Raw genomic sequence first — 25,377 nt, 5'->3', positions numbered from 1 at the left:
GTTTTCCAACCATTCCCGTTGATAGGCTTGGAAGCGTGATTTTCAGTAATTTTAATTGGATGTTTTGAAATGCGAATTCGTAATGCTTTTGCCACGCTAATGATTTGTCTCTTATTGGCACTGACTGTCGCAACGAGTGTGAATGTGTACGAAGCATCAGCCCAATCTAAAGCAGGTTGTCGAGCGGTGGTCGGCACGTATCTATATACCGCAAATGTTGGTAATTTAGGTTCATTTCGTGGGGTAATCTCATTGGCTCAAGATGGCAACATCTTTACCACTGCCTCGATCCAAGGTACTGGTGCTCCCCCTGTTTCCCAACCCTTTAGCGATCAACAGGGCAGTTGGAAGTGTACCTCAGACAGAGAGATAATTTCCACGGTACTCAACTTTAATTATCCAACAGCAACATCACCTGGCTCAATTACCAGAGCTGATACCCGTTCAACATTTGATCCGAAAGCTGGAACAATTCAAGGAACAACCACAGGAAGGACGTTTGCTCTAACTGCAAATCCGCTCACAGAAGATGCCCCGGTATCAGGAACTTTTAATTTTACGGGACAGCGTGTAGAACCTCGATAGTAAAAGGCTACAGATAACCTAGAGATGCCTTGACTCCTAAGATTTGTTTGAGACGCAAATCTGTTTTGAACGCAACGTTGTCACCCGCTCCTGATATAGAGAATTGCCGATTTTTCGTAATTTGCGGATCTTGGGCAATTCCCCGTATCAGATGTTTACCTATTCGAGTTACAAAGAATCGACCAAGACCACTGCCTTCAGTGCCTCTTGATCCTTCAACAAGTTCAATTATTATTTGGTCGATATCTACGCTTTGCAACAGTGAAGCGACTGTTTCCGAACAAGTTCCGACGTTTTACCCGAAGGGAAGAATCGGGCATAGAGATTTCGGCTCGTTGTGGTAGATTCTATGGAAGCATCTTAAATGAAGTCAACGCTTCATTTTGGTCTCAGTGTGTACACCCTGCTCTAATACAAGGTTATAACTTAAATCAAAGTTCTCTATCACATGATCAGACCAGAATGAATATCAAGGACTTTGGCATTCTGTTATGAGCAGTTGAGGAGACAGATGAATGATTCCTAGAAGTTGGTTTAGTCCATGCTGGAAGATTAGCAGCTATATCGTTTTAGTTGTGATTTTTTTACTTGAAGCCAGTGAAAGCAGTACGGCTCAGGTGGTGCCAGATAACACACTGGGGAACGAAAGCTCTATTGTCACACCCAATATCCGCATTCGAGGGGTGGAGAGCGCTCGCATTGACGGTGGCGCAGTTCGAGGCGCAAACTTATTTCATAGCTTTGAGCAATTTAATGTTGGCGTGCAACGAGGCGTTTATTTCGCGAATCCGGTCGGAATAGACAACATTCTCTCGCGAGTGACAGGAGCCAATTCTTCAGAAATTTTGGGACGCTTGGGAGTTCTGGGCGATGCCAACTTGTTTTTGATTAATCCTAAAGGCATTGTCTTTGGACCTGCCTCCAGCCTCGATGTGCAAGGGTCATTTTTAGCAACCACAGCAAATGCAGTTCGATTAGGCGATACAGGACTGTTCAGTGCTTCCCAACCCGCTACCAGTAATTTGCTTAGCGTTCGTCCCTCTGCGTTCTGGTTTAATGCGGTTGCGGCTCAACCGATCGTGAATCGATCCTTCGGAGCTTCGCAAAGCGAATCGCAAGCACCGAGCCTGACGGGTCAGCCTAATTCAAATGAAGGTATTTCAGGACTTCAGGTGCGATCGGGTCAAACTCTAGCGCTAGTGGGTGGGGATGTGCTGCTAGAGGGGGGGAACCTAACCGCAGCACAGGGACGTATTGAACTCGGTAGTGTAACAGGTGTGGGGCAAGTCAATTTCGCTCAGAGTGGAAACAGCTTTGTGCTAGGGTATGACGCGATCAGTGCATTCGGTAATGTCGGGCTATCTAATGGGGCGTTTGTAAATGCCAATGGAGCAGGAGGGGGGGACGTTCAAATTCGGGGTGAACGGTTGGAGATGACACAAGGCTCGAAAATTTCCGCTGGTACTTTGGGGACAGGAAATGGCGGAGGGATACGGATTCGCGCAAGAGACGTATTTCTGAGTCAAGGTTCGTCGATCGATACAAATGTGGCTGCCACAGGAACGGGAGGAGACATTAAGATTGACACGAACCGCTTGCTGGTGCAGGGTGGAGCGTTGATACAAGCGAATATTTTGGGGGCAGGCAAGGGAGGCAGCTTGCAGATTATCGCTACTGATTCGATCGAAGTGAGGGGAGTCTCAGCCAATGGTCGGGTTCCCAGTGGCTTGTTTGCTCAGAGTGAGGGGAGGGGAGATGCAGGAGAGTTAAGGATTGACACGCAGCGCTTGCGGGTGCAGGATGGCGCACAAGTTGCAACTAGTAATTTCGGTCAGGGTAAGGGTGGTAGTTTACAAATAACGGCTGCCGACTCGGTTGAGTTAATGGGTGCTACAGACAATAATCGGTTTGCCAGTGGCGTGTTTGCTGTGAGTCAAGGAAGTGGAGATGCGGGAAATGTGAGGATTAACACAGGGCGGTTGCGGGTGAGTGATGGGGCGCAGATATTAGTCGATACTTTAAGAGCGGGTTCAGGGGGCAGCTTACAGATTACGGCTGCTAATTCGGTCGAGGTGATGAACACTTCAACCAATGGTCGGATTCGCAGTGTCTTGTCTGCTAGGAGTGGTGGAAATGGAGATGCAGGGAACATAAGAATTGACACGCAGCGTTTGCGGGTACAAGGTGGAGCACAGATAGGAGCAGGGACTTTTGGTGCAGGAAAGGGTGGCAGTTTGCAGATTACGGCTGCTGACTCGATCGAGGTGAGTGGAACTACAGCCGATGGTCAGGGTGTTAGTGGCTTATTTACTCAGAGTCAAGGCAGAGGGAATGCAGGGGATTTGACGATCGACACAGGACGATTGCGGGTGCAGGGTGGAGCAGTGGTCTCAGCCAGTACTTTCGGTTCAGGTAAGGGCGGCAGATTGCTGATTAGAGCAACGGATTCGGTTGAGTTGTCTGGTGCCACAGCTAATACTTCTGGTGGCTTGTTTACGGTCAGTAATGGCAGCGGGAATGCAGGGGATGTTTTGCAGATTGATACCGGACGACTGCGGGTGCAGGATGGAGCAGTCATCTCTAGCCGCAGCATTGGATCAGGAAAAGCAGGCAATATTGATATTACCGTTCGAGAGACGCTGGACGCGAACAATGGCACAATTCAAACCAACACAAGTCGCTCTGCTGGAGGTGCGATTACGATCGAAGCGAATGCGATTCGTCTGCTAAATAATTCTGACATCATCAGTAATGTTGCTTCTGGTGAAAGCGGCGGTGGCAATATTGCTCTGAAAGCTGGCTCTATTCTGGCATTTGACGATAGTGATATTCTGGCGTTTTCGCAGGATGGTAGGGGCGGAAACATTACTCTCGACACGAGAGCCTTCTTTGGTCAAAACTACCGTCCTGCACCTCGTGGGACAGACGCTAGCACACTAAATGGTAATACCCGTGTGGATGTGAATGCTACAGGAACGATCGCGTCAGGTACGATCGTTCTTCCCGACACCAGCTTCATCCAAAATAGCCTCACCGAGCTACCTGAAAATCAGATTGACACAAATACCCTCCTCGCTAATAGCTGCATTGTGCGCCGCAATCAACCCACACAAGGTAGCTTCACGATCACTGGAGCAGGTGGACTTCCACAACGCCCCGGCGATACCCAAATGTCCAACTTTCCAATCGTCAGCGTGGAAACGCCGCCTGATACTGAGCCAACTTCCAATCGAGTTTGGCAAAAAGGGGACGCGATCGTTGAGCCGCAAGGTGTCTATCGCTTACCCAACGGCAAACTTGTTCTCAGCCGCAACTGTTTCTAGAATCCATCGTGCGAATAGGTCTGTCGTGACTGATTATTCAGAGACGATTGAATATGAGTAGAGCGAATCTGATACTCATAATTCGGATCTTGAGTGCCGAGCCATCGATCCCAAAACGTGAAGTACAGCCCATAATGAACTTTGTACTTGCGATGATGAATGGCGTGATGGGTTGAATCAATCACCCATTTTCTTAACCAGTGGTAAGAAGATGAAGCAGGGAGCGGCTCGAATCCTAGATGATGAACTAGAGAGGCGATCGTCATGGTCATAAGTACGGCAACTAGCGTTATCAAATGCAGTGGAATGATGAAAACAACACCCACCAGAAAGATTGCCTGAACGATCGCGTCTAGTAAATCAAAGGCAAAGGAAGTCCACGGGGTTGGATCGCCAGATTGATGATGCCCGTGGTGCAACCTTTTAAACAGTCGGGGATGGTGCAGCGCTCGGTGAGTAAAGTAGAAATATGCGTCCTGAAGCAGGATGACAGCAGCAAAACTAACTGCCCCGTACCAGACCTGACCTGGTTCGAGGTCAACATAGATTAGCGTTGTGCCTGTATTAAACAGAAATAGAATGATTGCTGCTGAGAGTGCAAAAACGATAACCGAGACAATGGTTAGTTCAATGTCTCTGCGAATGCCTTGCTGTGTGGGTGGCAATCGATGTAATTTGCGAGTTTCCAGCATTTGTTCTAAAGCGGAGTACAAGAGCCAGTAAAGGCTTCCCACGACAAGAAAGTAGCCAGCCAGCATCAGCCCGAAAAAGACGAAGCTATAGTACCAAAATGAGTGCTGCATCGATCTAGAGTGTCCTTCAGGTTTAATTGAGCAAAACATTGCTATGCTGCTCTACTGATTCAGTGGGTATTTCTAGACATCGTTTATGCGACGAGCAGTTTCCCATGAACGCCGTTGAGTCGTTGAACATGACCTTGAGAAAAGTCATCGTGCCTTTCCGATCGATGAATCGGCGCTCAAAGTGATCTACTTGGCAATGCACAACGTTGCAAAGAAGTGGACGCTGCCCATTCCGAATTGGAAGCCTGCTTTGAATCGATTTGCCATTAAACGCCTCCTGCCCCTCATACCCCGTGAATATTGAGCTTGCACAGGCTTTATGATTCACGCAAGAAGTCTAATTTTCAAATGCTAGAGATTTCTTGGTTCTCACGTGGATCGGGTTGTGTCACTCTGACAATTTCCTCGAAGCAGTAGTTGTTGACAAGATTGCACAGTGTTTCTGATAACGAAGCGTAAGAGTCAGGAATCTGCTGAATTAGATCGAGAACTTGTTTTGCATTAACCCGCGTTGCAGCTTCGTGTAGTTCAGTGATCCAGTCGATCGACATTTCCGATAGTTCTGACACGTTCAAATCAGCAGTCCGTTTTTCAACCGAAGATAACACCATTTCAGCTTGATTGCTCGGTTTTGCTGCGTAACAATAGCGCACCCCTAAATACTCAGCCATCTTATCAAAAATCACATCCGCACGTACAGGTTTCCGCACAAAGTCATCACAGCCAGCAGACAGAGCCGTAACCCGGTCTTCCTCGAAGGCACTTCCAGTGAGAGCAATGACGATCGGGGCTGGATGATACGCAGCTTTGATTTGTCGAGTCGCTTCGTACCCGTTCAGAACAGGCATTCGCATATCCATCCAAATCAAGTCAGGCATCCAGCTTTTGAGCAGGTCGATCGCGGCTTGTCCATCGTTCGTCGATCGCACATCAAACCCGATCGGTGTGAGCAATTCTAGTAAGAATTGCCGATTTTCTGCTTTGTCTTCAGCAACTAGGATTCGATAAGTGCGCTGTCCCGGTTCTAAGCCAATCACTTCGCGTGGTGGGAGTTGCATCGGCACAGTTTCGGGTTTAACTGCACGAGTTTGAATGTCGAAAGTAAAAACAGATCCTTTGCCGAATTCGCTTTTAACGGTTAGCTCTCCGCCCATCATTTGCACAAATTTCTGACTGATGGGTAAGCCGAGTCCTGTTCCTTGCTGAGATTTAAGTCCAGCTTCGGTTTGCACAAATGGCTTAAACAAGCGATCTCGATCGCTTGGAGAAATACCTGGTCCAGTATCTTCAACACTGAATATCAGACGCAAATCAGCATCATTTGCTGTGCTGACCCGCAGGATCACACCGCCGGATTGAGTGAACTTAATCGCATTCCCGATAAGATTTAACAGAACTTGGCGCAGCTTACTTTCGTCGGTGTGAATGTATCGAGGGACTTTGTTCGATCGCTCCAGCGTCAATCGCAATCCTTTCAACTGCGCTTTGAGTTGAAACATTTGCTCAGATCGATCGAGCAAACTAAAGAGATCGACAGTTGATTCATTCAGTGTGATTCGACCTGCTTCAATTTTGGACATCTCTAAGACATCGTTAATCAGCGCTAGTAAATCTTCACCGCTGCGGTTGATGGTATTAAGATACTGTTGCTGACGGGGGCTGAGTCCGGTTTCAGAACTAGGTGAAATCGCTTGATGACGAGCGAGCAACTGAGTAAAGCCGAGAATCACATTGAGCGGCGTGCGGAGTTCATGGCTCATGTTTGAGAGAAATTGGCTCTTGGCAAGGTTCGCAGCATCAGCGGCTTCTTTGGCTCGCTCTAATTGAGCATTCTTGATCCCCAGTTCTGTTGTCCGTTGAGCCACCCGCTCTTCGAGTTCTTCATTGGTGCGCTCTAGCTTAGAAAACGATTCGCGCAACTGCGCCGCCATTTGATTGAACGACTGTCCCAACTGATTTAATTCAGTCGTGCTATTGATCGAAACCGTTTGATCTAAGTTGCCTTGAGAAATCGCTTTTGCAGCACTGCCTAATCGCAGAATCGGTTTAGTAATCCAGCGTGCTGTGAAAATGCCTAAAAGCGTTGCTAGTCCAAAGGCTGCAATGCAAAGCAAAATTGTAGTGCGAGTGTTGGCTTGGATTTGGTCCATAAAGTCCGCTTCAGGAACGACTACCACAATCAGCCAATCTAAGCCTTGTTCGGTTCTAAGCGGCGCGACTTGTAAAAATTGGCGTTGACCGTTCGCTTCAAAATCGAGTTGTTGTCGATCGACAATTTGAGTTAAACCGCCAAAACGCTGTAATAGATGCTGTGTGGTGAGTCGCGTTCGGGGATCTGAACTATCAATTGCCTTGACTCGATTCGATTTCTGGCTAATTTTTGGTGCAGTTGGATTTTCAACGACATACGGCTGCTGATTGGCAGAATTTGCTACAAGTAATCCAGTCTGACGTTCAATAATAAAGGTTTCACCTGATCGCCCAATTTTCATGCTTTTGAGAAACTTGCTAATGCGCTCCAAGGAGAAATCAACAGCAGCGACACCGACGAGCGTTTGTCGATCGTCATAAATCGGTAAGCTGGCATTTAGCACATAGTTCGGAGCCGCGAACAGTTTGTAAATTTCGCCCCAGTTTGCTTTACCTTTCTGAACAGCCGTCTTGTACCAAGGTCGAATTCGAGCATTAAAGTTAGGTTTCGCTTTTAAGAGCTTGGTACGGTTGAGATTTCGGTCAACGGCATAAAACCGAACTTCGTGCCCGGTTTCATCTCCCGAAACTTTTACCTGAAGCGTGCCATCATCTCCCCGCTCTGCTCCAATGTGTGAGCCGTCCTGCTCAGTTCCGACATAGATTGCTCTGACCGACTCAAAGATCTGAATTTGGTTCAAGAAATGTCGTTCTAACTGAGAAAAGTCTTGCAGATTTAGCTCATTGAGGCGAATTGCGTCTGCGTTGACACGATTGATTTGGTGAGGGGTCGTGACATAAGTTTCCAAGTATTGCTCAATGCGAGCAGTAATCTCACCTCGAAGCTGGCTAGCAACATCATTGACGGCTTGTTGACCATTCCGAACAGAAAGCCATCCGGTCAGTCCGACTGCTAAAGAAATTTGCAGAACAAACGGAACAACTAACACCGGATGTAAAGATAAACGTTTTGTAAATTTTGCAGCTCGATCGGAGAAAGCTTTCATTGCCAAACCCTTTGAAACGTGGATTAGATGGGTAGAAGCGTACCGAAAATTGTAGTTAAATCCTGCTCATGCTATCGGTGATTAGCATAAAAGAAAATGCCCCGACCGGGTGACAAAACTCCTCAAACCTTAACACTATCAAACCGACGCTTGAAAGCTGAAAAGTGTTAGAGTTGAAACAAGTCGAGCTACGTCAGTTCCTCTCTACACCTTGACGTAAACATTTCTATGAAAGGTGACATTCTGATTGTTGACGACACTTTGGACAATCTTCGATTGTTATCCGCAATGCTAGCTGAACAAGGCTATGAAGTTCGCAGTGTCGTAAATGGTTCAACCGCACTGATGGGAATTCAGGCACAACCGCCTGATCTCGTGCTGCTCGATATCACCATGCCCGGAATGGATGGGTATGAAGTGTGTCAGCGGCTCCGAGAGAATTCTGAGACTCAAGAGATTCCAGTCATTTTTATTAGCGCTCTGAATGAAGCGATCGACAAAATTCGCGCCTTTGCGGTCGGAGGAGCCGATTTTATTACCAAGCCGTTTCAGGTCGAGGAAGTGCTGGTGCGAGTCGAACACCAACTGAAACTCTGTCGGCTGAATCAACAGCTTCAAGAGCAAAATCGTCGCCTCCAGACCACAGAAGAAGACCTGCGCCGCGCTCTCGGACAAGAACGCGCCCTGAATCAACGAATCGAGGAAATGGCGGCAGTCGAAGAGCGCAACCGCATCGCCCGTGATATTCATGATTCTCTGGGACATTTGCTCGTGGCGCTGAATGTTCAGCTTGAAACCGGACTGACGCTTTGGACAGTTGATCTCGATCGCGCATATAGCTTTTTAACTGAAGCAAAACAGTTGGGATCACAAGCCCTGCAAGCTGTCCGTCAATCGGTTTCAAACATTCGATCCGACCCGCTGCAAGGACAGTTATTAGAAAGCGCGATCGTCAAACTGACCGATGAGTTTTACCTCACAGCAGGCATCTTACCCGATTGTTCGATCGATTTGTCTCACCCACTTTCTAAGGCTGTGAATCATGTCGCCTATCGGATTGTGCAAGAAAGCTTAACCAATATTTGTAAATATGCAGATGCCACGATTGTTCAGATTCGCTTGCAGACGACATCAAATGGACTTTCTCTAGTGGTAAAAGATAACGGTAAAGGATTCTATCCGAGTGAACCTTCTGTCGGTTACGGACTACGAGGAATGCAAGAACGAACAGCGGCAGTTGGTGGACAGCTCAATATTGATAGTTCACCTGGAAATGGTTGCTGTATCTGTGCAGAATTGCCAAACGTGGAGATAGGGCGATGATTCGAGTGATGCTAGTCGAAGATCAAGAGATTGTGCGTCGAGGCTTAAGAACGCTCTTAGAAATGAAGCCAGATTTGAAAATTGTGGCTGAAGCGGAAAATGGACAACGTGCGATCGAACAATTCCAAGCATTACAGCCAGACTGTCCGGATGTGGTAGTAATGGACATCCGGATGCCTGTGATGGATGGTGTACAAGCGACTCAGCATCTCTGCCAGCGGTTTCCAGACGTGAAGATTTTAATTTTGACTACGTTCAATGATACGAACTATGTATCTGAAGCACTCCGATTTGGAGCGAAAGGATATTTACTCAAGGATACCCCTGCGGAGGAACTGGCGAAGGCGATTCGATCGATTAAGCAAGGATATACGCAGTTCGGTCCGGGCATTTTTGAGAAAGTCATTGTTCAAACTCATGAGGCTCCAAAGACTGCCCCCTCTGAGATCGAGGAACTCACTGATCGAGAGCGCGATGTCCTGCGATTAGTTGCAGTCGGGGCAAGCAATCGAGAAATTGCTCAAACGCTGCATCTTTCTGAAGGAACGGTGAGAAACCATATTTCGCATATTTTGGATCGATTGAAGGTTCGCGATCGTACTCAAGCCGCACTTGTTGCGAATACTTACCCAGTTTGGCTGAAATCAAAGCAATGACAAATGTAATAGAGCAGACGTGACATTCATTCGATGCGATCGCATTGATCTTTTAGATAAATTCAAGCTGAACTACTAGATAAATTCAAGCTGAACTACGGTGTGTTTTAAAGCCTTCTGACTGCGTTGCTCACCCGCCCCGGAATGGAATTCGGGGCTAACCGTGCGAAGTCCGTTGAAACGGACTAAAGATGCTGAACTTGGCTTTTAGTCCCCTTCAGTGGACTTCGCACGGTTAGCCCCGAATTCTATTCCGGGGCGGGAGTGAATGAAGCGAGGAGTTTTTAAAGCACACCCTAGTTGCACTGAGTTTCATCTAATATCTTAGTATTCGGAGGTATCAATGCAATCTCTTGAATCTCGTCGAATTCGCGTCTTGCTGGTGGATGATCAAAGCTTGATTCGGCAAGGACTCAAAGCAATGCTAGAACTAGAGCCTGATTTAGAAATTGTCGGCGATGCAGAAAATGGTAAAGCTGCCTTAGAACTGGTTGCACAACTTCACCCAGATATCGTTTTGATGGATATCCGAATGCCAGAAATGAGCGGACAAACAGCGACTCAGTTGATTACTCAGAATTTTCCTGCTGTGAAAGTTCTCATTCTTAGTACCTTCGATGATGATACTTATGTTGCAGGAGCCATGCAGGCAGGCGCAAGAGGGTACTTGCTCAAAGATATGCCATCACGAGAACTCGCAGTCGCAATTCGCTTTGTGCATCAGGGCTATACGCAGTTTGGTCCAGGATTGTTTAATAAGTTGTCCATTGCAACATCCAATGAAGATCGTCCAGAAGCGGCTCCAATCATTTCCACACTGACACCACGAGAACAAGAAGTATTACGACTCATCGGACAGGGTGCAACAAATCGGGAAATTGCCCAACAACTCTACATCACAGAAGGTACGGTTAAAACGCACGTCACCAGTATTCTCAATCGGCTGAGCCTGCGAAATCGATCGCAAATTGCAATTTACGCGAACTCTGTTTTTCGCCCAAAAGATTCAAACAATCCGACCGAAGTAGAGTCCGATCAATAGACTTCTTGCATGAATGCCTGGGCAAATAGAATTTGCGGCTAAACAAACTCTGAGTAGGTGACGGATATTGAAATAGAAATTCAAACAGAAGCTTTACATCAATGTCAGAAGGAACACTATTCGTTAGATCAGGCTGCGATTTCTGCAAAGTTTCGGAACTGTAAGATTTTTAACTCATTTGCGTTTTAGAATGATCGCGCTTTTGTAACATTCCAAAAAATTTTAGAAATTGGCAGAATTGATCGCCTCGATTTACGAATACTCTTCAGACAGGATTGTTTGTACCGTTTGCCCCCATGACCCTAGACGAACAACTGAAACAACTGGCGATAGAGGCTCAATGCCATTTAGCCAAAACGCCAGAACGTCAGCGATCGCTCTCTCGATTGATTAGCATCATCTGTCAATCGAACAAACTAGTTCGCCCGTTCCAGGGGCAATTTCAAGGAGTGTATGAGGAAATTTATGCAGAAGCTCAACAGCGATTGTTTCTTTATCTGTGCAAGGAAATCGATCGATACAATCCAGAATTAGAGGTGATGCAGTGGGCGAATTTTTTGATGAAGAAACGATTCTTTATCGAAGCGAGTCGCGATCTGCTGCCGACGATTCCGAAAGGAGTCGATCGATCGCGCATCAAGCGATCGCCCTTAGAAGTGCTAGAAAAACAAACTCCGATCGCATCACAAGTTAATGCTTCTCTCACTGAAGAAATCATTCAATGTATTCAGGAGGATCACGATCGATTATTTCAAACCACGCATATCGAACATAAGCCCGCTGCTAATTTTCAGTACATCGCACTACAGTTCTTAGCGGGTTATTCCTGGAAAGAGATTTCAGAAGAACTTGATGTTAAAGTCGTGACGCTGAGTTCTTTTTATGGTCGTTGTTTAACAAAATTCGCTCCTAAGTTCAAAGCCTATCTTTCTCAATAGCTGCAAGTCCAATGAACTCGCTTCCTCTGATCATGATAAACCCTCTAGATCATCGACTTCCGTTCACGATTCCAATGACTGCTCTCAACCATCAGGTCGCGGAAAAGTTTTATCAGCATCACTCTGATCCTGATAAAGCAAAACAGGTGTATCTCAATACTTTGAGTGTTCAAGCAGTTCACTTCTACCTCACCTGTTTGGATATCAAGACAGACTTGGAAAACAGTCAAAGCTGGAATCCACTTCTACAAGTCTTAACGAATACCGCAGACCTGCGGATTGAAGGATTTGGATCTGTGGAATGTTGCTTAGTTCTAAACGACGAAAAATCTTGCTTGATTCCTTCGCAAGCGAGTGAACGGATTGCTTATATTGCAGTGCGGTTGAACTCAGATTTAACTGAAGCAGAACTACTAGGATTTGTGTTCTCAGTAGAAACAGAGACATTGTTTCTAGAGAAACTACAGTCGATCGATGAACTTCCTAACTACTTATATCAGCTTGCTACGACTCATCCAATCACCCGTTTGAGCGATTGGTTTCACACTGTCACAGAATCAGGCTGGAAAACGCTCGAAATGCTGATTGGTGACTGGCAAGAAAGCGCTGCCTTGAGTTTCCGCAGTCCGGTTTTTAATGCTCTGGAACTTCCGATAACCGGAGTAAGACGTGGTAAGCTTTTGACATTAGGAGATGCGCCCGAAGAACAAGTTTTATTGTTAATCGAAGTGACACCGAGAACACGATCGGAGTATCAGATTAACTTAGAACTCTGCCCGATTGGAAAGGAGCGGTACTTACCGCGATCGCTGCATGTTTCAGTGTTAGACGAAGTGGGAAAAACGGTGTTGCAAGCCGAGAGCAACGAGAGTGAAGGGCTAGAGTTTCAGTTTAGCGGTGAGCGCAAAGAGCGATTTGGCATCAGGATTCGTCTACTAGGGTGCATCATTCTTGAAGCGTTTGAGATTTGAAGGACTGTGAATTGCGACCGTATACATAGAGCGATAGTTTGCATACGATGGATAAATTGGTCGTTTTGGAGCTAGAAGGGGATTTTGAACTTGCGGGCTTTCGTGCCACGCTAGAAATTCGTGTGGAACAACAATTGATTCTGAAGGTCAAAGGTAGTTTACCTGCGGCTCCAGAAGTCGCAAGCCAGATTCAACGGCATTGGTATCAGAACTATCGATCGCTGGGTGTGCCTGCTCGAATTAAAGGGCAAAAAATCGTTCATAAAGGTTCGCTCAATCGTCGGATTGTGGAGTGTCGCGAATCGGCTGAAGTGCTGCTTGATCGCTTTCGAGTTTGGCTGAATTCTGAATCATTTCAGTTAATCGATCGTCGTCTGCGAGAAAGCTTTGATCGCGATGATTCGATTCGGTTTTTGCTTCGCACTGATGACTTAAATTTACAGAAATTACCTTGGCATGAATGGGACTTTTTTGAACGCTATCCAAAAGCTGAAATTGCTTTGAGCGCACCGGAATATGAGGCAATTTCTGATCGTCCGGTGATCCAGAAGAATAAAGTGCGAGTATTAGCAATTTTAGGGAACAGTCGCGGCATCCAACTCGAACACGATCGCGCAATTCTCGAACAGTTACCTAATGCAGACATTGAATTTTTAGTAGAACCAGAGCGGCAACAGTTTAGTGAACGACTTTGGCAAGAAGCTTGGGATATTTTATTTTTTGCTGGACATAGCGAGACTGAAGGAGAAACGGGACGGCTTTACATCAATCAAACTGACAGCTTAACCCTTTCTCAACTCAAATATGGATTACGCAAGGCAATCGATCGAGGATTGCAGCTTGCAATTTTTAATTCTTGTGATGGGTTAGGACTCGTACAAGAACTTCAGCAATTACGAATCCCTCAGTTGATTGTGATGCGGGAGCCGATTACCGATCAAGTCGCAGCAGTTTTTCTAAAGTACTTTTTAGAAGTATTTTCGAGCGGTGAATCACTTTATCTTGCGACTCGACAAGCAAGAGAGCGGCTCCAGGGATTAGAGCATCAATTCCCTTGCGCGAGTTGGCTTCCGATCATTTATCAAGATCCATTGGTCACGCCTCCAAACTGGCTCACGCTCCAAGGTCGGTCTACTCCACGCCGTTCTCCACGGACTTCTTCGCGTCGCTGGCGGTCGTTGAGGGTGCTGTGGGTGAGTGTTGCTGCAACCTTGATGATCATGGGAATTCGATCGACAGGAGCACTCCAATCGGTTGAACTTTCGGCTTACGATGCGTTGATGCGATCGCGTCCCACAGAAGCGATCGATTCTCGAATTCTCGTGGTCGAAGTGACACAAGCAGATGTAAATCAGTTCGGCGGATATCCACTCTCAGATGCCGTTTTGGTCAAGGCGATCGCAGCACTCGAACCCCTACAACCCAGTGCGATCGCGATTGATATGCACCGCGCTCAACCGAGAGGCGAAGGGCGCAGCGCTTTGATTGCTCAATTCCAACAAAACGCAAATCTGCTGACGGTTTGCGCGTTTGCTCAATCTGACCAGAACTATGCTGCTCCGCCTGAATTTTCCACCGATCAGAAACTTGAGCAATTAGGATTTAGTAACTTAGTTCTAGATACCGTGAATCGATCGCAATCGGATACACTTCGTACTGATGTGCAATCAGAACAACAATCCAGCAAACAAACCGTTCGTCGTCAGCTTTTATCGTATGATCCCAACATTGCACTAACGCGATCGACGTGTACAACGCCCTACAGCCTGAGTTTTCAGTTAGCCTATCGATTTTTACAAAAGTCAGGCATCCAGCCGATCCAGGTTACTGCTGACCAACGATGGCAGTTTGGCTCGACAATCTTCAATCCGCTACCGACTCGATTTGGGGCTTATCAAACCCTTGAGCGTGCAAATCAAACGATGCTGAACTATCGAACGGCTCCACCCGGACAACAGATTCCGCTGCAAAAAGTCTTGAATCGGCAAGTCACAGCGGAGATGGTTCGCGATCGTATTGTTTTCATCGGCTATACGGCTCCGGTTGCGAGAGATACTTTTGCAACCCCTTACGGTGAAATGGCAGGCGTTTGGATTCATGCTCACTCCGTGAGTCAACTGCTCAGTTCAGTATTAAATCAACGATCGTCGATTTGGGGTTTACCACAGTGGCAGCACTTCCAATGGGGCGATACACTTTGGGTGCTGATTTGGTCAGGGATCACCGCAATGATTGTTACTATTGCGCAATCGCGTCCGCTAATTTTGGGAATTGCGATCGCAGTGTTCTTTAGTTGCATCTATCAACTCTGCTTGTATGTGTTAAAAGTAGGGGGGTGGCTTCCGTTAGTTCCGACACTGATCACAATGCTGCTTACGGCGATCGGTGTTGTGTTTTATCTTAGAGTCGATCGCAGGTGAACGATGCGCTACTTCAAATGGATCGCTCCCCTAATTCTGATTGCTGCGACTGTCGATCGCGCAATTAGTCAACGTCCACCTGCTCCGCCGAGTGATCCGCCTCCGAATGGCACTCAACCAGGCGGCGGACTTGATCCCGCGACTCGTTCAGCTTGCACCTCGGAAAGTAATCGAATGCGAGCATTGATTCCCGTCAAAAATCCGGTCTTGACGACTACCAATCAGCCCACAATTTTCTTTTACATCCCCTTCGGATCGGATCAAATTCAATCCGGTGAATTCTCTCTTCTTGCGTATCCAAAAGAACAACAGCGATTGCATACTGTTCGCTTTACCTTGCCAAAAACTCCAGGTATCGTGAGTGTTACGCTGCCATCGCAACCGGAAATTGAACCAGGCAAATACTATCACTGGTATTTTCAGCTTTATTGTCGCAATGGCAGCGGTAGACAGCCTGATTTAACCCTACATGGATTTATTCAGCGAACCGGACTCACTCCAGAGCGGCAGCGTCAAATCAATGCTGCGACTTCAGACATTTGGTATGATGCGATCGCACAAGTTGCAGGTCAATTGCAAACATCGCCGCAGAATCCACAACTGAGAACTCAGTGGCGTACTTTGCTACAAACAATTGATGCTGAGCATCTTGCTCAAGAGCCTTTACTAGGTTCAGTGATTGTTCTCAAGGACAAAACCGAACACGCGAAACCTGTAACGAAATAATTCAATCTTGGCGCGATCGCAAAATTTCGGGTTGCTGTTGCCGAATGACTCATGAGGTGTAGCAAGCTGCTCATGAATCAACATTCTGTTCATTTCAGCTAGGACATTGCTTTATGAAGTCTCAATCGTTGACAGCTTCCATTGTTTACCCAAGAGAGCCGCAATCGATGACAAGCACAGAATTTCCGATGATTCGTTTATTGCTGGTAGATGCCCAGAGTCTGATTCGTCGAGGACTCAGGGCAATGTTAGAACTAGAACCAGATTTTCAAGTGGTTGGGGATGTGGAGAATGGCAGAATTGCGCTGGAACTTGTAGCAGAACTCCAGCCTGATGTGGTTTTAATGGATACCCGAATGCCAGAAATGGATGGACGAGTAGCAACCCAGTTGATGACTCAGAATTTTCCCAATGTCAAAGTTCTAGTCCTGAGTACTTATGATGATGATGCTTATATCGCAGCAACAATGAGAGCCGGAGCGCGAGGCTATCTGCTAAAAGATATGTCAGCAAAAGAATTAGCCGATGCGATTCGAGTGGTGCATCAAGGATATACTCAATTCGCTCCGGGTATCTTTGATAAATTGTCGATCGCTGCTCCGGTGACTTCAGTCAACGAACTTACCCGAACAAATCTTTCAGGATTGACCGCACGAGAACAAGACGTATTGTGCTTGATTGGAATCGGTGCTACGAATCGCGAGATTGCACAAAAACTGTACATTACTGAGGGCACTGTGAAAAGCCATGTTACGAGTATCCTCAATCGGCTGAATTTGCGAAATCGATCGCAGCTTGCGATCTATGCAAATTCGATGTTTAGAGGTGATCAGACAACTGAGGTTCGATCTGTACCTCGGCTTGAAGCTAGACAATCAGCGAAATAAAAACGGTTTTTTGTTAAATCTGTTCACAATGTTCTAAAGCTCAATTGAAACAATGAATTTCAGAAAAGACTCAATGATTTTGCAGCATAATTCGTAACATTGCGGGCTTGACTTCTGCGATCGAAGTTTTCAAGATTGCTAGTTAAAGAATTCCGCATTGCCTATGAACCGAATTCCACGATCGCTTGGAAGGTTAGGAGGTCTGCTCTTTTGTCTGATTGCTACCGATGCAGTCAACGCCCAGATTGTGCCAGATAGCACGTTGCCTGTAAATTCCCGCGTGGAAGCAGGCTGTACAACTTGCACGATCGAGGGTGGAACGATTCGAGATAATAATTTATTTCACAGCTTTCGTGAATTTTCAGTTCCCACAGGTGGAACCGCATCGTTTAACAATGCGATCGAAGTTCAAAACATTTTTACACGGGTCACAGGAGGAACGATTTCTAACATTGATGGACTGATTCAAACAAATGGCACAGCGAATCTATTTTTGCTCAATCCGAATGGGATGATTTTTGGTGCGAATGCTCGGTTAGATCTGGGCGGTTCATTTGTTGTTAGCACTGTCGATCGCATTGTATTCGACAATGGATTCGCCTTCTCTGCCACTGATCCCCAAGCTCCACCGCTTCTTACAATCAGTGCGCCAATCGGACTGCAATCTGGCAACAATCCAGGAAGCATTCTTGTGCAAGGTCGCCTTGAGGTTAAGCCCGAACAAACTCTTGCACTGGTCGGCGATGGAGTCGCACTAGAGAGGGGTAAGTTAATCGCAGAAGCAGGACACGTTGAGCTAGGAAGTATTGCATCAGAGAGTGATGTATCGATCGATTCCAGCTTGAAACTGAACTATCAAGCAGTTCAACAGTTCCAAGATATTCAACTCGTTCAAGCGGCGCGGGTCGATACGAGCGGCAGCGGTGGCGGTAGTATCCAAGTTCAAGGTCGGCGGATTCATCTGACAGAAGGATCTCAAATGGCAACCATCACAGAAGGGACGCAAGCGGGAAAAGATTTGATTGTTCGTGCATCAGAGCTAGTCGAAGTGAGTGGCGTGAATCCGGAGGATATGACTGATTCTAGTGCGATCGCGGCTGAAGCGAGTCGAGGTTCAACAGGCAAGGGGGGCAACTTGACGATCGAAACCGAAACGCTACGAGTCACAGATGGTGGACGAGTCTCAGCTAGAACCTTCGGCGCGGGCGATGGGGGTGATTTAACTGTCCGGACACGATCGATGGAAGTCACTGGCTTTGCGTCCCAAACGAATGCTTCTAGCACCTTGGCGGCTGAAGCGAGACAGAGTTCAACTGGAAACGCAGGCAACTTGACGATCGACACTCAAACCTTACGGGTTGCAGAGAATGGATTTGTTTCAACTAGAACTTTCGGAACGGGAAACGGCGGCAATTTAACTATCCGGGCACAAGCGATCGACATCACTGACTTTTATGCACCGGACGAAAGTCCGAGTTTTATCTCTGCTGAAGCGCGACCTCGTTCAAGCGGAAATGCAGGCAACTTGACCATTGATACTAAAACCTTGCGGATATTAAATGGTGGATTGCTCTCTGCGAACACGGTTGGAGCCGGGAATGGTGGCGATTTAACGGTTCGGGCACAAGCGATCGACATTATCGGCTTCGATCCGATCAGTGGCTTTTCAAGTTCGTTTGGTGCTCAAGCCAATACTAATGCAACCGGGAATGCAGGCAATATCACGATCGAGACTGGAACATTGCGCGTCTTGAATGGCGGACGGATTGCAACTCGAACGTTTGGCACCGGGACAAGCGGCGATGTGACGATACGGGCACGATCAGTAGAGATTGCTGGCTTCAATTCAATCACAGATCTACCTAGTTTCGTTGCCACTGAAGCAGGCTCAGAGTCGAGCGGCAATGCAGGCGGAATTGTCTTGAATGTCGATCGCCTACGACTTGCCGATCGAGGGTTAATCACAGCGACCAGTGGTGGAACAGCGATCGGAAGAACAGCCAGTGCTGGAAATATTGAGATTCAAGCCAACTCTGAGATTCACTTGACCGATGATGCTCGAATTCGCTCAAATACCAATGCTGGACGCGGAAACATTACACTCACTACTCCGCTGTTAGTTCTGCGGCGAGAGAGTAAAATTACAACGAATGCGAGTGAGAATGCGAGCGGCGGCAACATTACTTTCAACGGTGGTTTAATTGTTACAGTTCCAAATGAGAATAGTGATATTACTGCGAATGCGATCGTAGGGAGTGGCGGTCGAGTCGATATCACCGCACAAGGTCTCTTTGGCGTTGAATTTCGTCCGCGTTTAACTGCTCTGAGTGATATCACTGCAAGTTCTGATTTTGGCATTGCAGGAAATATTGCGATCGCAACTCCTGATGTGGATCTCAATCGAGGATTAGTAGAACTTCCAACCGATATCATTGATGCGTCTCGATTCGTTGCGATCGATTGTTCTTCAGAAGGAACATCTCAAGCAAATCGAAGTGAATTCTATCAGACGGGACGGGGCGGAGTTGCTCCTCTACCGACTGATCCGAACAGTAGCAATGATATTTTGGAGGATTTGCAGCTTCCGCGATCGTGGCTTGCCGAACTCAATGCACCGATTGTCGAAGCTCAAGGATGGCAACGAAACGATCAAGGAGAAATTGTCCTCGTTGCTCCTCAAGTCGATCGCTGGCACTGTGGACGGAGGTGAGACAATGTTGCGATGGTTAATTATTTTTCTAGCAAGTTTGATGATTGCAATCTCAGTTCCTCAACTTGCTAATTCTTCTCAGTTGTTGATTCAGCAAGGAATTACACAATACGATCGCGAGAATTTTTCTGAGGCAATACAACTTTGGAAACAAGCAAATCAGAATTTTGCAAATCAAAAAAATGTTCTAGGACAAGCACTCACGCTAAATAATTTATCACTCGCTTATCAACAACTCGGACAGTTACAGCTTGCAGAACAAAGCTTAAATCAAAGCTTTCACCTTCTCGCTCAAGTTAGTTCTTCGCCAGAGCAGTCTGAAGTTTACGCAAAAGCCTTAAATGCTCAAGGAAAGCTCTATTGGTTGCATAGCCAATTAGAACTCGCTTTAACGGCTTGGCAAAAATCGGCTCAGGGGTATGCTCAAGCTAACAATTCTAGAGGAGTTGCGATCGCTCAACTCAATCAAGCAAAAGCGCTTCAAGCTTTGGGATTTAGTCGGCAAGCTGAGAGCTTACTACAGCAAATTTATCAGCAGATTCAATCTCAGGCTGATATCGAATTGAAAGCGACAGTGCTGCGGGATTTAGGTAGCGTTTTACGTCAGGTTGGTAATTTGAATCGTTCGGGCGATCGCTTACAAGAAAGCTTGAAGCTTGCTAAGAAACCTGCAAAAATTAGCTCGATTTACTTGGAGTTAGGCAATACTGAACGTGCTATTGCAGAACGTTTACAGGCATTAGGACGCTCTGAAGCGCGATCGCATTTACGAACCGCTTTGAATTACTATGAACAATCGATTAGTTTAGATCATTCTCTATCGGCGCAACTCAATCGATTCGCGTTGCTCGTTGAAACAGCACAATCAGACAAAGCGATCGTTCAATTACCGAAACTGCGACAAGCGATCGGGCAATTACCGCCAAGTCGAATTACGGTTTATGCTGCCATTCATCTATCTGAAAACTGGATGCGTTTAGCAAAGTCAAATTCGATTGAAATTGCACAATTTCTCAGTTCTGCTATCAAACAAGCACAACAGTTAAACGACAGTCGAGCCGAATCTTACGCACTCGGACAACTGGGAAATCTTTACGAACAAGCGCATCAATGGGCAGAAGCCCGATCGCTGACTGAGAAAGCATTACTCAAATTAGAACCAATTCGAGCACCTGAAATTCGCTATCGTTGGGAATGGCAGCTCGGACGACTCGCACAGTATCAAAACGATCGCAAAGTTGCTACCTCTGCTTATGAAACTGCGATCGCGTCTCTACAATCGATTCGCAACGATCTATTAAGAATCAATCCTGATGTCCAATTTTCGTTTCGCGATAATGTTGAACCTGTATACCGAGAGTTTATTCAACTGCTGTTAACCTCAGAGCAACAACCGAGCCAGACCCAACTTCAAAAAGCAATACAAAGCGTTGATGCGCTTCAGATTGCAGAACTTGAAAACTATCTGGGGTGTACCTTAGGCAACATCAAGCGAGTCGATCAGATTTCGGATACAAATGCTCTGATTCTCTATCCGATTCTACTTCAAGCATCACAACCGTCTGAACGTCTGGCTGTGATTGCTCAATTTCCGCAAGCTTCCAATCAATTCGTGTATTATGAAACCACTCTCGCCAAAGGAACAGCAGAAACAACACTACAAGCATTACAAGAAAACCTAGCGATTCCAGGTCGAACACCAGAAGTTCTAACAAGCGCTAAAACTGTCTACGATTGGATGATTAAACCGTTAGAACCTCAACTTGCAGGAAGTTCAATCAATACGCTTGTTTTTGTGCTGGATGGTGCTTTACGCAATATTCCGATGTCTGTGCTTTATGATGGCAAGCAACACTTAATCGAGAAAGGATATGCAGTCGCGATCGCACCCCGTCTTCAAGTATTCACACCCAGATCCTCGCCGGAAGCTCTGGCAGTCACACTCGGCGGTGTTGGCATTCCTCAGACGATCGACGGAAAGAACTATCCACCGATTCTCAAGCTTCGAGAAGAACTCGATCGCATTGCTCAATCGGTCAAAACCAATCCACCGCTGATTAATGAAGCTTTCACCATTCCAAACATTCGCAAACAGCTTCAAAACAGCAATTTTTCTGCAATTCACTGGAAAACTCACGGCACGTTTAGTTCTGACCCAACAGAAACTTATATGGTTGCCTACAAAGAACGCATTGCTACCCAAACCTTGCATGATCTCGTACAGATTAGCAGTCGATCGGGATCTCGCCCTCTAGAACTGCTAGTTTTGAGTGCTTGTGAAACCGCTCGTGGCGACAGTCGCGCAGTTTTGGGATTAGCAGGACTGGCAGCAAGAACCGGAACCCGCAGTGTTTTATCAACGCTTTGGACAGCACAAGACGCACCGAACACCGAATTTATGGCGCAGTTTTATCGATCGCTCTCTCAACCCGGAACAACCAAAGCCGAAGCCGTTCGACAAGCGCAACTCAATTTGATTCAAAAAACGGGCTACACGACTCCTCATATTTGGAGCAACTATGTTTTAATTGGAAATTGGCTGTAAGATTGGTGTTTAGAAACATTGAGATTTGAGCAATTTGCTTGAGAAAATAGCCATCATAGAGGAATCCGCTGTAGAGAACGAAAGCAATGCTTACAGCTCAATAATTTAGACAATGGAGGCGATCGCGATGAAAGTTTCTCGCCGCTTATTTTTATCTTTCATGTTACTCTCCGCTTGCACCGCAAAATCAGGAGCCAATTCGAGCAGCGGATCGCTTTCAGTTGGAGTCGTAAGCTATGAAGAAGGTAGCAAAACGCTCGAACAATACGATCGCTTCAAACGCTATCTCAGCGAAAAAATGCAGGCTTTGATCGTGTTAGAACCTGCATTAAATGAAAATTTAGCAATCGATCGCCTGCAACATCGGGCTTGGTCGCTGGTTTTCGCACCCCCCGGTTTAGCTGCGATCGCAATTTCACAATATCAATATGTGCCATTATTTCCGCTGATCGGTGTACAAAATCGTCGATCGACGTTAGTCGTTCGGGAAGATAGCCCGATTCAGGAAATTAGTGCGATCACGGGTAAGACAGTCGCGATCGGGAATCCTGGCTCAGCCACCGGATTCTACTTTCCGCTGTTTAACTTGTACGGGCTAACTTTAGCTGAGCTAGTCTTTTCGGCAACTCCTAAAGCGGTGTTAGATACAGTCGCTCAAGGAAAAGCCGATGTGGGAGCGCTGTCACTCGAAGAGTTTGAGACTTATAAAAGCCACGTGACGCAAGCAAAGCTCCGAGTGTTATTCACGGATTCACATCAAGTTCCACCAGGAGCAATTTTAGTAAATTCGACGCTCGATCGCGCTGCTCAAGAGCGAGTTCGTCAGGTTCTCAGCGAAGCTTCTTCGGTCGTGGCTGAAGAAGCTGGATACATTACAAATGCTCCAGTTCCCGATTATCAATATATGATTTCTGTAGTTGAACGAGTGCGATCGATGTTTCCGGGAGATACTAAAGCAAGTATCGCATTGTTACAGCAAAAGCCTGTTCGATTGTTCAAGTAACTCTGTCTAGAATTGCTAGTTCGATGAATTCCTTCGCTCCGTTGTTTACTCGCCCCGAAATAGAATTCGCGGAAGAGCGGCGCAGGACTGTCAGCCTCGACTTTATGCGTCTTCAGCCCCCTTTAGTGGGCTTCGCACGATTAGCCCCGAATTCCATTCCGGGGCGAGGTCGAATCGAAGCGGAAAGACTTGTCGAACTGACTTAAATCAATAATTTTGAGCCTGAACCAACAATCTGTTTTGCGATCACATTGACTTCATGCGACCAAGGATGATCCGGATGTCGCAAGCAGAAAATATCACTACTTCCTAGCCGAAACATCTCTTCGCAGACTGGCAGAATTCCCGCAACCGTGGTGTTGTAAGCATTCTGTACTCGATAGCGCAACTCTTTAAAGTCTGCTGACGGTAACGCTTTATTGACCACGACAAACATCTTTGGTACTTCTAGCTTTCGAGCGACATCGACTGCGACCGCTGTTCCCTGATAATCCTGACTATCCGGGCGCAGAATAATCACAAGCACATCAGACATAATCACAGAGAGCAATGTTTCTTCATTGATGCCGGGATGCGTGTCGATGAACAAATAATCAAGCTTTAATCGATCGATTAAATTCCGCAGCCCATCATTGAGCAAGCGAGCATCATAGCCTTCTCGCAAAATTCGCGAAATTTCACCCGTTTTAATGCTAGAGGGAATGAGATGAATGCCTCCTGTTTTGCCAAATAGTCTTTGCTTCTGTCTCAAAACGGGGCTGACATCATAAGCCGCTTCTTCGATGCGACAACGCCCCCAGAGATAGTCATTCAGCGTATAGCTAATTCGATCTTCATCTAGCCCAAACAAAATATGAATTCCAGGCGATTGAATGTCAGTATCAATGATACCGACACGCTTACCCGATCGCGCAATAATCGTTGCAAGATTACTGGTTACATTCGATTTACCAGTTCCGCCACGGAAAGAATGGACAGAGATAATTTCAGACACAGGTCGTTCCTCGCAGTAAGGGATTTTAGGGATTTGAGTTTGTGATATCGCGCTTGCTTCTGAGTTCTTTTGCTTCTTGCTTTAACTGTTGAAACGTTTCGGATTCAGTGATTTCAGCCACTTGACGCGATCGCTTTGCCTCATCGATTTCAAGGCTCAATTTCTGTAATTGCTGCCTTAATTGTTGTTCACGGGCGTGAATTTCTCGAACCATGCCCTGAAAGACGCGCCCTAATTGTCCTAACTCGTCAGTACGTTTCGCGATCGGTGCTAATTTTTTGCGCTCAAACTCTTCTGCCTCTTCTCCGGTCATTTCGTCTGCGCTGATCTTTTGAGCGATCTGAGCTAACGGCTTGATCGGTTGAATTACATTTCGCTTCAGTAGATAGTTAATCAGCAAAATGACGATCGCAAAAATAGCAACGAAAATACCAATAAACAACACAGAAGCCTGACGTGCATTCTCCAAAACCTGGCTTGCAGGAACATAGATAATCTGAGTTCCGATCACTTTGTTGAGCGGCCAATTGAAGCCGTTTTCTGAACCATAGCTGGCAATATGACTTTTCGGAGCTACTTCAGGTGTACTATGACAGCGAAGACAAGCTGGATTTTTTAGAACAAACGGGCGAGCCGTATAGAATAGCTGCTCACCGAATGAATCCCGGAAATTTGACACTGATTTCAGCTTCGGATCTTTGCGAAAGCGATCGATAATTTCAGCTTCAAACGTATCCGCCTTATCTCGCAGATTCGTAGGATTGAGAAACGCATCCTTGTAGAAATAATCTTTGTACTCACTGTTCTTGCGGAGTGTCTCAAACACTTCTCTAGCAGAAAAGCTAGGAATCACTTCTGGCACAAACGTAGATTGGGTTTCAACGAGCGGCATTAACAGCGGTGCAACTCGCTCTCCGGTGTAGTACCGAACCGAGTTAATCATCTCTGAAATGAGTTGTCCACGATAAGTGATGTCTCCTTCGGCGCGTTTCTCAAGTGCACGAGAGAGCAGCAAGCCACTCACAACGATCGCACTCACAAATACAAGCGATAACAATAAAGTAAATTTGGTTGCCAGCTTAGAAGTTTTTAACATGGCTGTTCCCGGTTTTATCTACAAACGAGGCTGGAAACTGTGGCATTCTTCCACTCACGTTTATTCATAGCTTCGATTGCACTCAAACACCAGACTTGAATGTGATTTCATGACTTTTGTGAGAGCGATCGCACGTTATCTATAACGAAAGTCATAGT

At 46.4% G+C, this 25,377-nt stretch carries 17 protein-coding genes and 1 pseudogene; 14 read left to right on the top strand and 4 right to left on the bottom strand.

All coding sequences use genetic code 11. The features are described 5' to 3' along the window. Window positions 1–69: 69 nt before the first annotated feature. Both NIES2104_RS03340 and NIES2104_RS03330 read left to right on the top strand, forming a co-directional pair. Window positions 70–585, top strand: a complete 516-nt coding sequence (locus tag NIES2104_RS03340; protein ID WP_058995732.1) for a hypothetical protein — start codon at window positions 70–72, stop codon at window positions 583–585. A gap of 515 nt (window positions 586–1,100) precedes the next feature. Continuing rightward, entirely contained in the window at window positions 1,101–3,908 is a 2,808-nt protein-coding gene (locus tag NIES2104_RS03330) for an S-layer family protein (RefSeq protein WP_058995728.1), read from the top strand. Here the strand turns inward: NIES2104_RS03330 and NIES2104_RS03325 are convergent. Beyond that, on the bottom strand, window positions 3,905–4,711 hold the full coding sequence (locus tag NIES2104_RS03325) for a sterol desaturase family protein (protein WP_072218014.1): 807 nt from the start codon (window positions 4,709–4,711) through the stop codon (window positions 3,905–3,907). The genes NIES2104_RS03330 and NIES2104_RS03325 overlap by 4 nt on opposite strands. Window positions 4,712–4,809: 98 nt before the next feature. Here NIES2104_RS03325 and NIES2104_RS32865 point away from each other — a divergent pair. Next, window positions 4,810–5,015 (top strand): annotated as a pseudogene (locus tag NIES2104_RS32865) (hypothetical protein); the annotation flags it as partial. 40 nt (window positions 5,016–5,055) lie between these two features. On the opposite strand, the gene NIES2104_RS03320 reads toward NIES2104_RS32865, so the two are convergent. Continuing rightward, window positions 5,056–7,908, bottom strand: a complete 2,853-nt coding sequence (locus tag NIES2104_RS03320; RefSeq protein WP_058995725.1) for a hybrid sensor histidine kinase/response regulator — start codon at window positions 7,906–7,908, stop codon at window positions 5,056–5,058. 228 nt (window positions 7,909–8,136) lie between these two features. On the opposite strand from NIES2104_RS03320, the gene NIES2104_RS03315 reads away from it, so the two are divergent. The 11 genes from NIES2104_RS03315 (at window position 8,137) to NIES2104_RS03265 (ending at window position 23,129) form a co-directional block, all read left to right on the top strand. Beyond that, window positions 8,137–9,231 (top strand): response regulator, encoded by a 1,095-nt coding sequence (locus NIES2104_RS03315; protein WP_058995724.1) that lies wholly within the window; start codon window positions 8,137–8,139, stop codon window positions 9,229–9,231. Further along, window positions 9,228–9,887 carry a response regulator transcription factor gene (locus NIES2104_RS03310; protein ID WP_058995722.1) on the top strand — a complete coding sequence of 220 codons (660 nt, stop codon included), beginning with the start codon at window positions 9,228–9,230 and terminating at the stop codon, window positions 9,885–9,887. The genes NIES2104_RS03315 and NIES2104_RS03310 overlap by 4 nt, the downstream gene beginning before the upstream one ends. A 343-nt stretch (window positions 9,888–10,230) precedes the next feature. Further along, the gene (locus tag NIES2104_RS03305; RefSeq protein ID WP_058995719.1) at window positions 10,231–10,929 is read left to right on the top strand and encodes a response regulator transcription factor; all 699 of its coding nucleotides are present in this window, start codon (window positions 10,231–10,233) and stop codon (window positions 10,927–10,929) included. 296 nt (window positions 10,930–11,225) lie between these two features. Next, on the top strand, window positions 11,226–11,867 hold the full coding sequence (locus NIES2104_RS03300) for a hypothetical protein (RefSeq protein ID WP_058995717.1): 642 nt from the start codon (window positions 11,226–11,228) through the stop codon (window positions 11,865–11,867). Window positions 11,868–11,941: 74 nt separating this feature from the next. Then, complete coding sequence (locus tag NIES2104_RS03295) at window positions 11,942–12,838, top strand: DUF1822 family protein (protein ID WP_192843551.1); 897 nt, start codon at window positions 11,942–11,944, stop codon at window positions 12,836–12,838. 47 nt (window positions 12,839–12,885) lie between these two features. After that, on the top strand, window positions 12,886–15,258 hold the full coding sequence (locus tag NIES2104_RS03290) for a CHASE2 domain-containing protein (protein ID WP_058995712.1): 2,373 nt from the start codon (window positions 12,886–12,888) through the stop codon (window positions 15,256–15,258). Between the two features lie 3 nt (window positions 15,259–15,261). Further along, on the top strand, window positions 15,262–15,984 hold the full coding sequence (locus tag NIES2104_RS03285) for a DUF928 domain-containing protein (protein ID WP_058995710.1): 723 nt from the start codon (window positions 15,262–15,264) through the stop codon (window positions 15,982–15,984). Between the two features lie 167 nt (window positions 15,985–16,151). Then, complete coding sequence (locus NIES2104_RS03280) at window positions 16,152–16,871, top strand: response regulator transcription factor (protein ID WP_063270216.1); 720 nt, start codon at window positions 16,152–16,154, stop codon at window positions 16,869–16,871. Window positions 16,872–17,034: 163 nt separating this feature from the next. Continuing rightward, window positions 17,035–19,581 (top strand): S-layer family protein, encoded by a 2,547-nt coding sequence (locus NIES2104_RS03275; protein WP_058995708.1) that lies wholly within the window; start codon window positions 17,035–17,037, stop codon window positions 19,579–19,581. Window positions 19,582–19,585: 4 nt separating this feature from the next. Next, window positions 19,586–22,126: a CHAT domain-containing protein gene (locus tag NIES2104_RS03270; protein WP_058995706.1), complete on the top strand. Its 2,541-nt coding sequence runs from the start codon at window positions 19,586–19,588 to the stop codon at window positions 22,124–22,126. Between the two features lie 127 nt (window positions 22,127–22,253). Beyond that, window positions 22,254–23,129, top strand: coding sequence for a phosphate/phosphite/phosphonate ABC transporter substrate-binding protein (locus NIES2104_RS03265; protein ID WP_059001541.1), 876 nt, complete (start codon window positions 22,254–22,256; stop codon window positions 23,127–23,129). A 202-nt stretch (window positions 23,130–23,331) separates the two neighbouring features. On the opposite strand, the gene NIES2104_RS03255 is transcribed toward NIES2104_RS03265, so the two are convergent. Both NIES2104_RS03255 and NIES2104_RS03250 read right to left on the bottom strand, forming a co-directional pair. After that, window positions 23,332–24,123 carry a MinD/ParA family protein gene (locus NIES2104_RS03255; protein WP_058995702.1) on the bottom strand — a complete coding sequence of 264 codons (792 nt, stop codon included), beginning with the start codon at window positions 24,121–24,123 and terminating at the stop codon, window positions 23,332–23,334. A 25-nt stretch (window positions 24,124–24,148) separates the two neighbouring features. Next, window positions 24,149–25,219 carry a DUF3365 domain-containing protein gene (locus NIES2104_RS03250; protein ID WP_058995699.1) on the bottom strand — a complete coding sequence of 357 codons (1,071 nt, stop codon included), beginning with the start codon at window positions 25,217–25,219 and terminating at the stop codon, window positions 24,149–24,151. Between the last annotated feature and the right edge of the window lie 158 nt (window positions 25,220–25,377).

This window comes from Leptolyngbya sp. NIES-2104, from assembly GCF_001485215.1.
In the GTDB taxonomy this organism is placed as follows: Bacteria; Cyanobacteriota; Cyanobacteriia; order Leptolyngbyales; family Leptolyngbyaceae; genus Leptolyngbya.
This window is presented reverse-complemented; position numbering and strand designations above follow the sequence as displayed.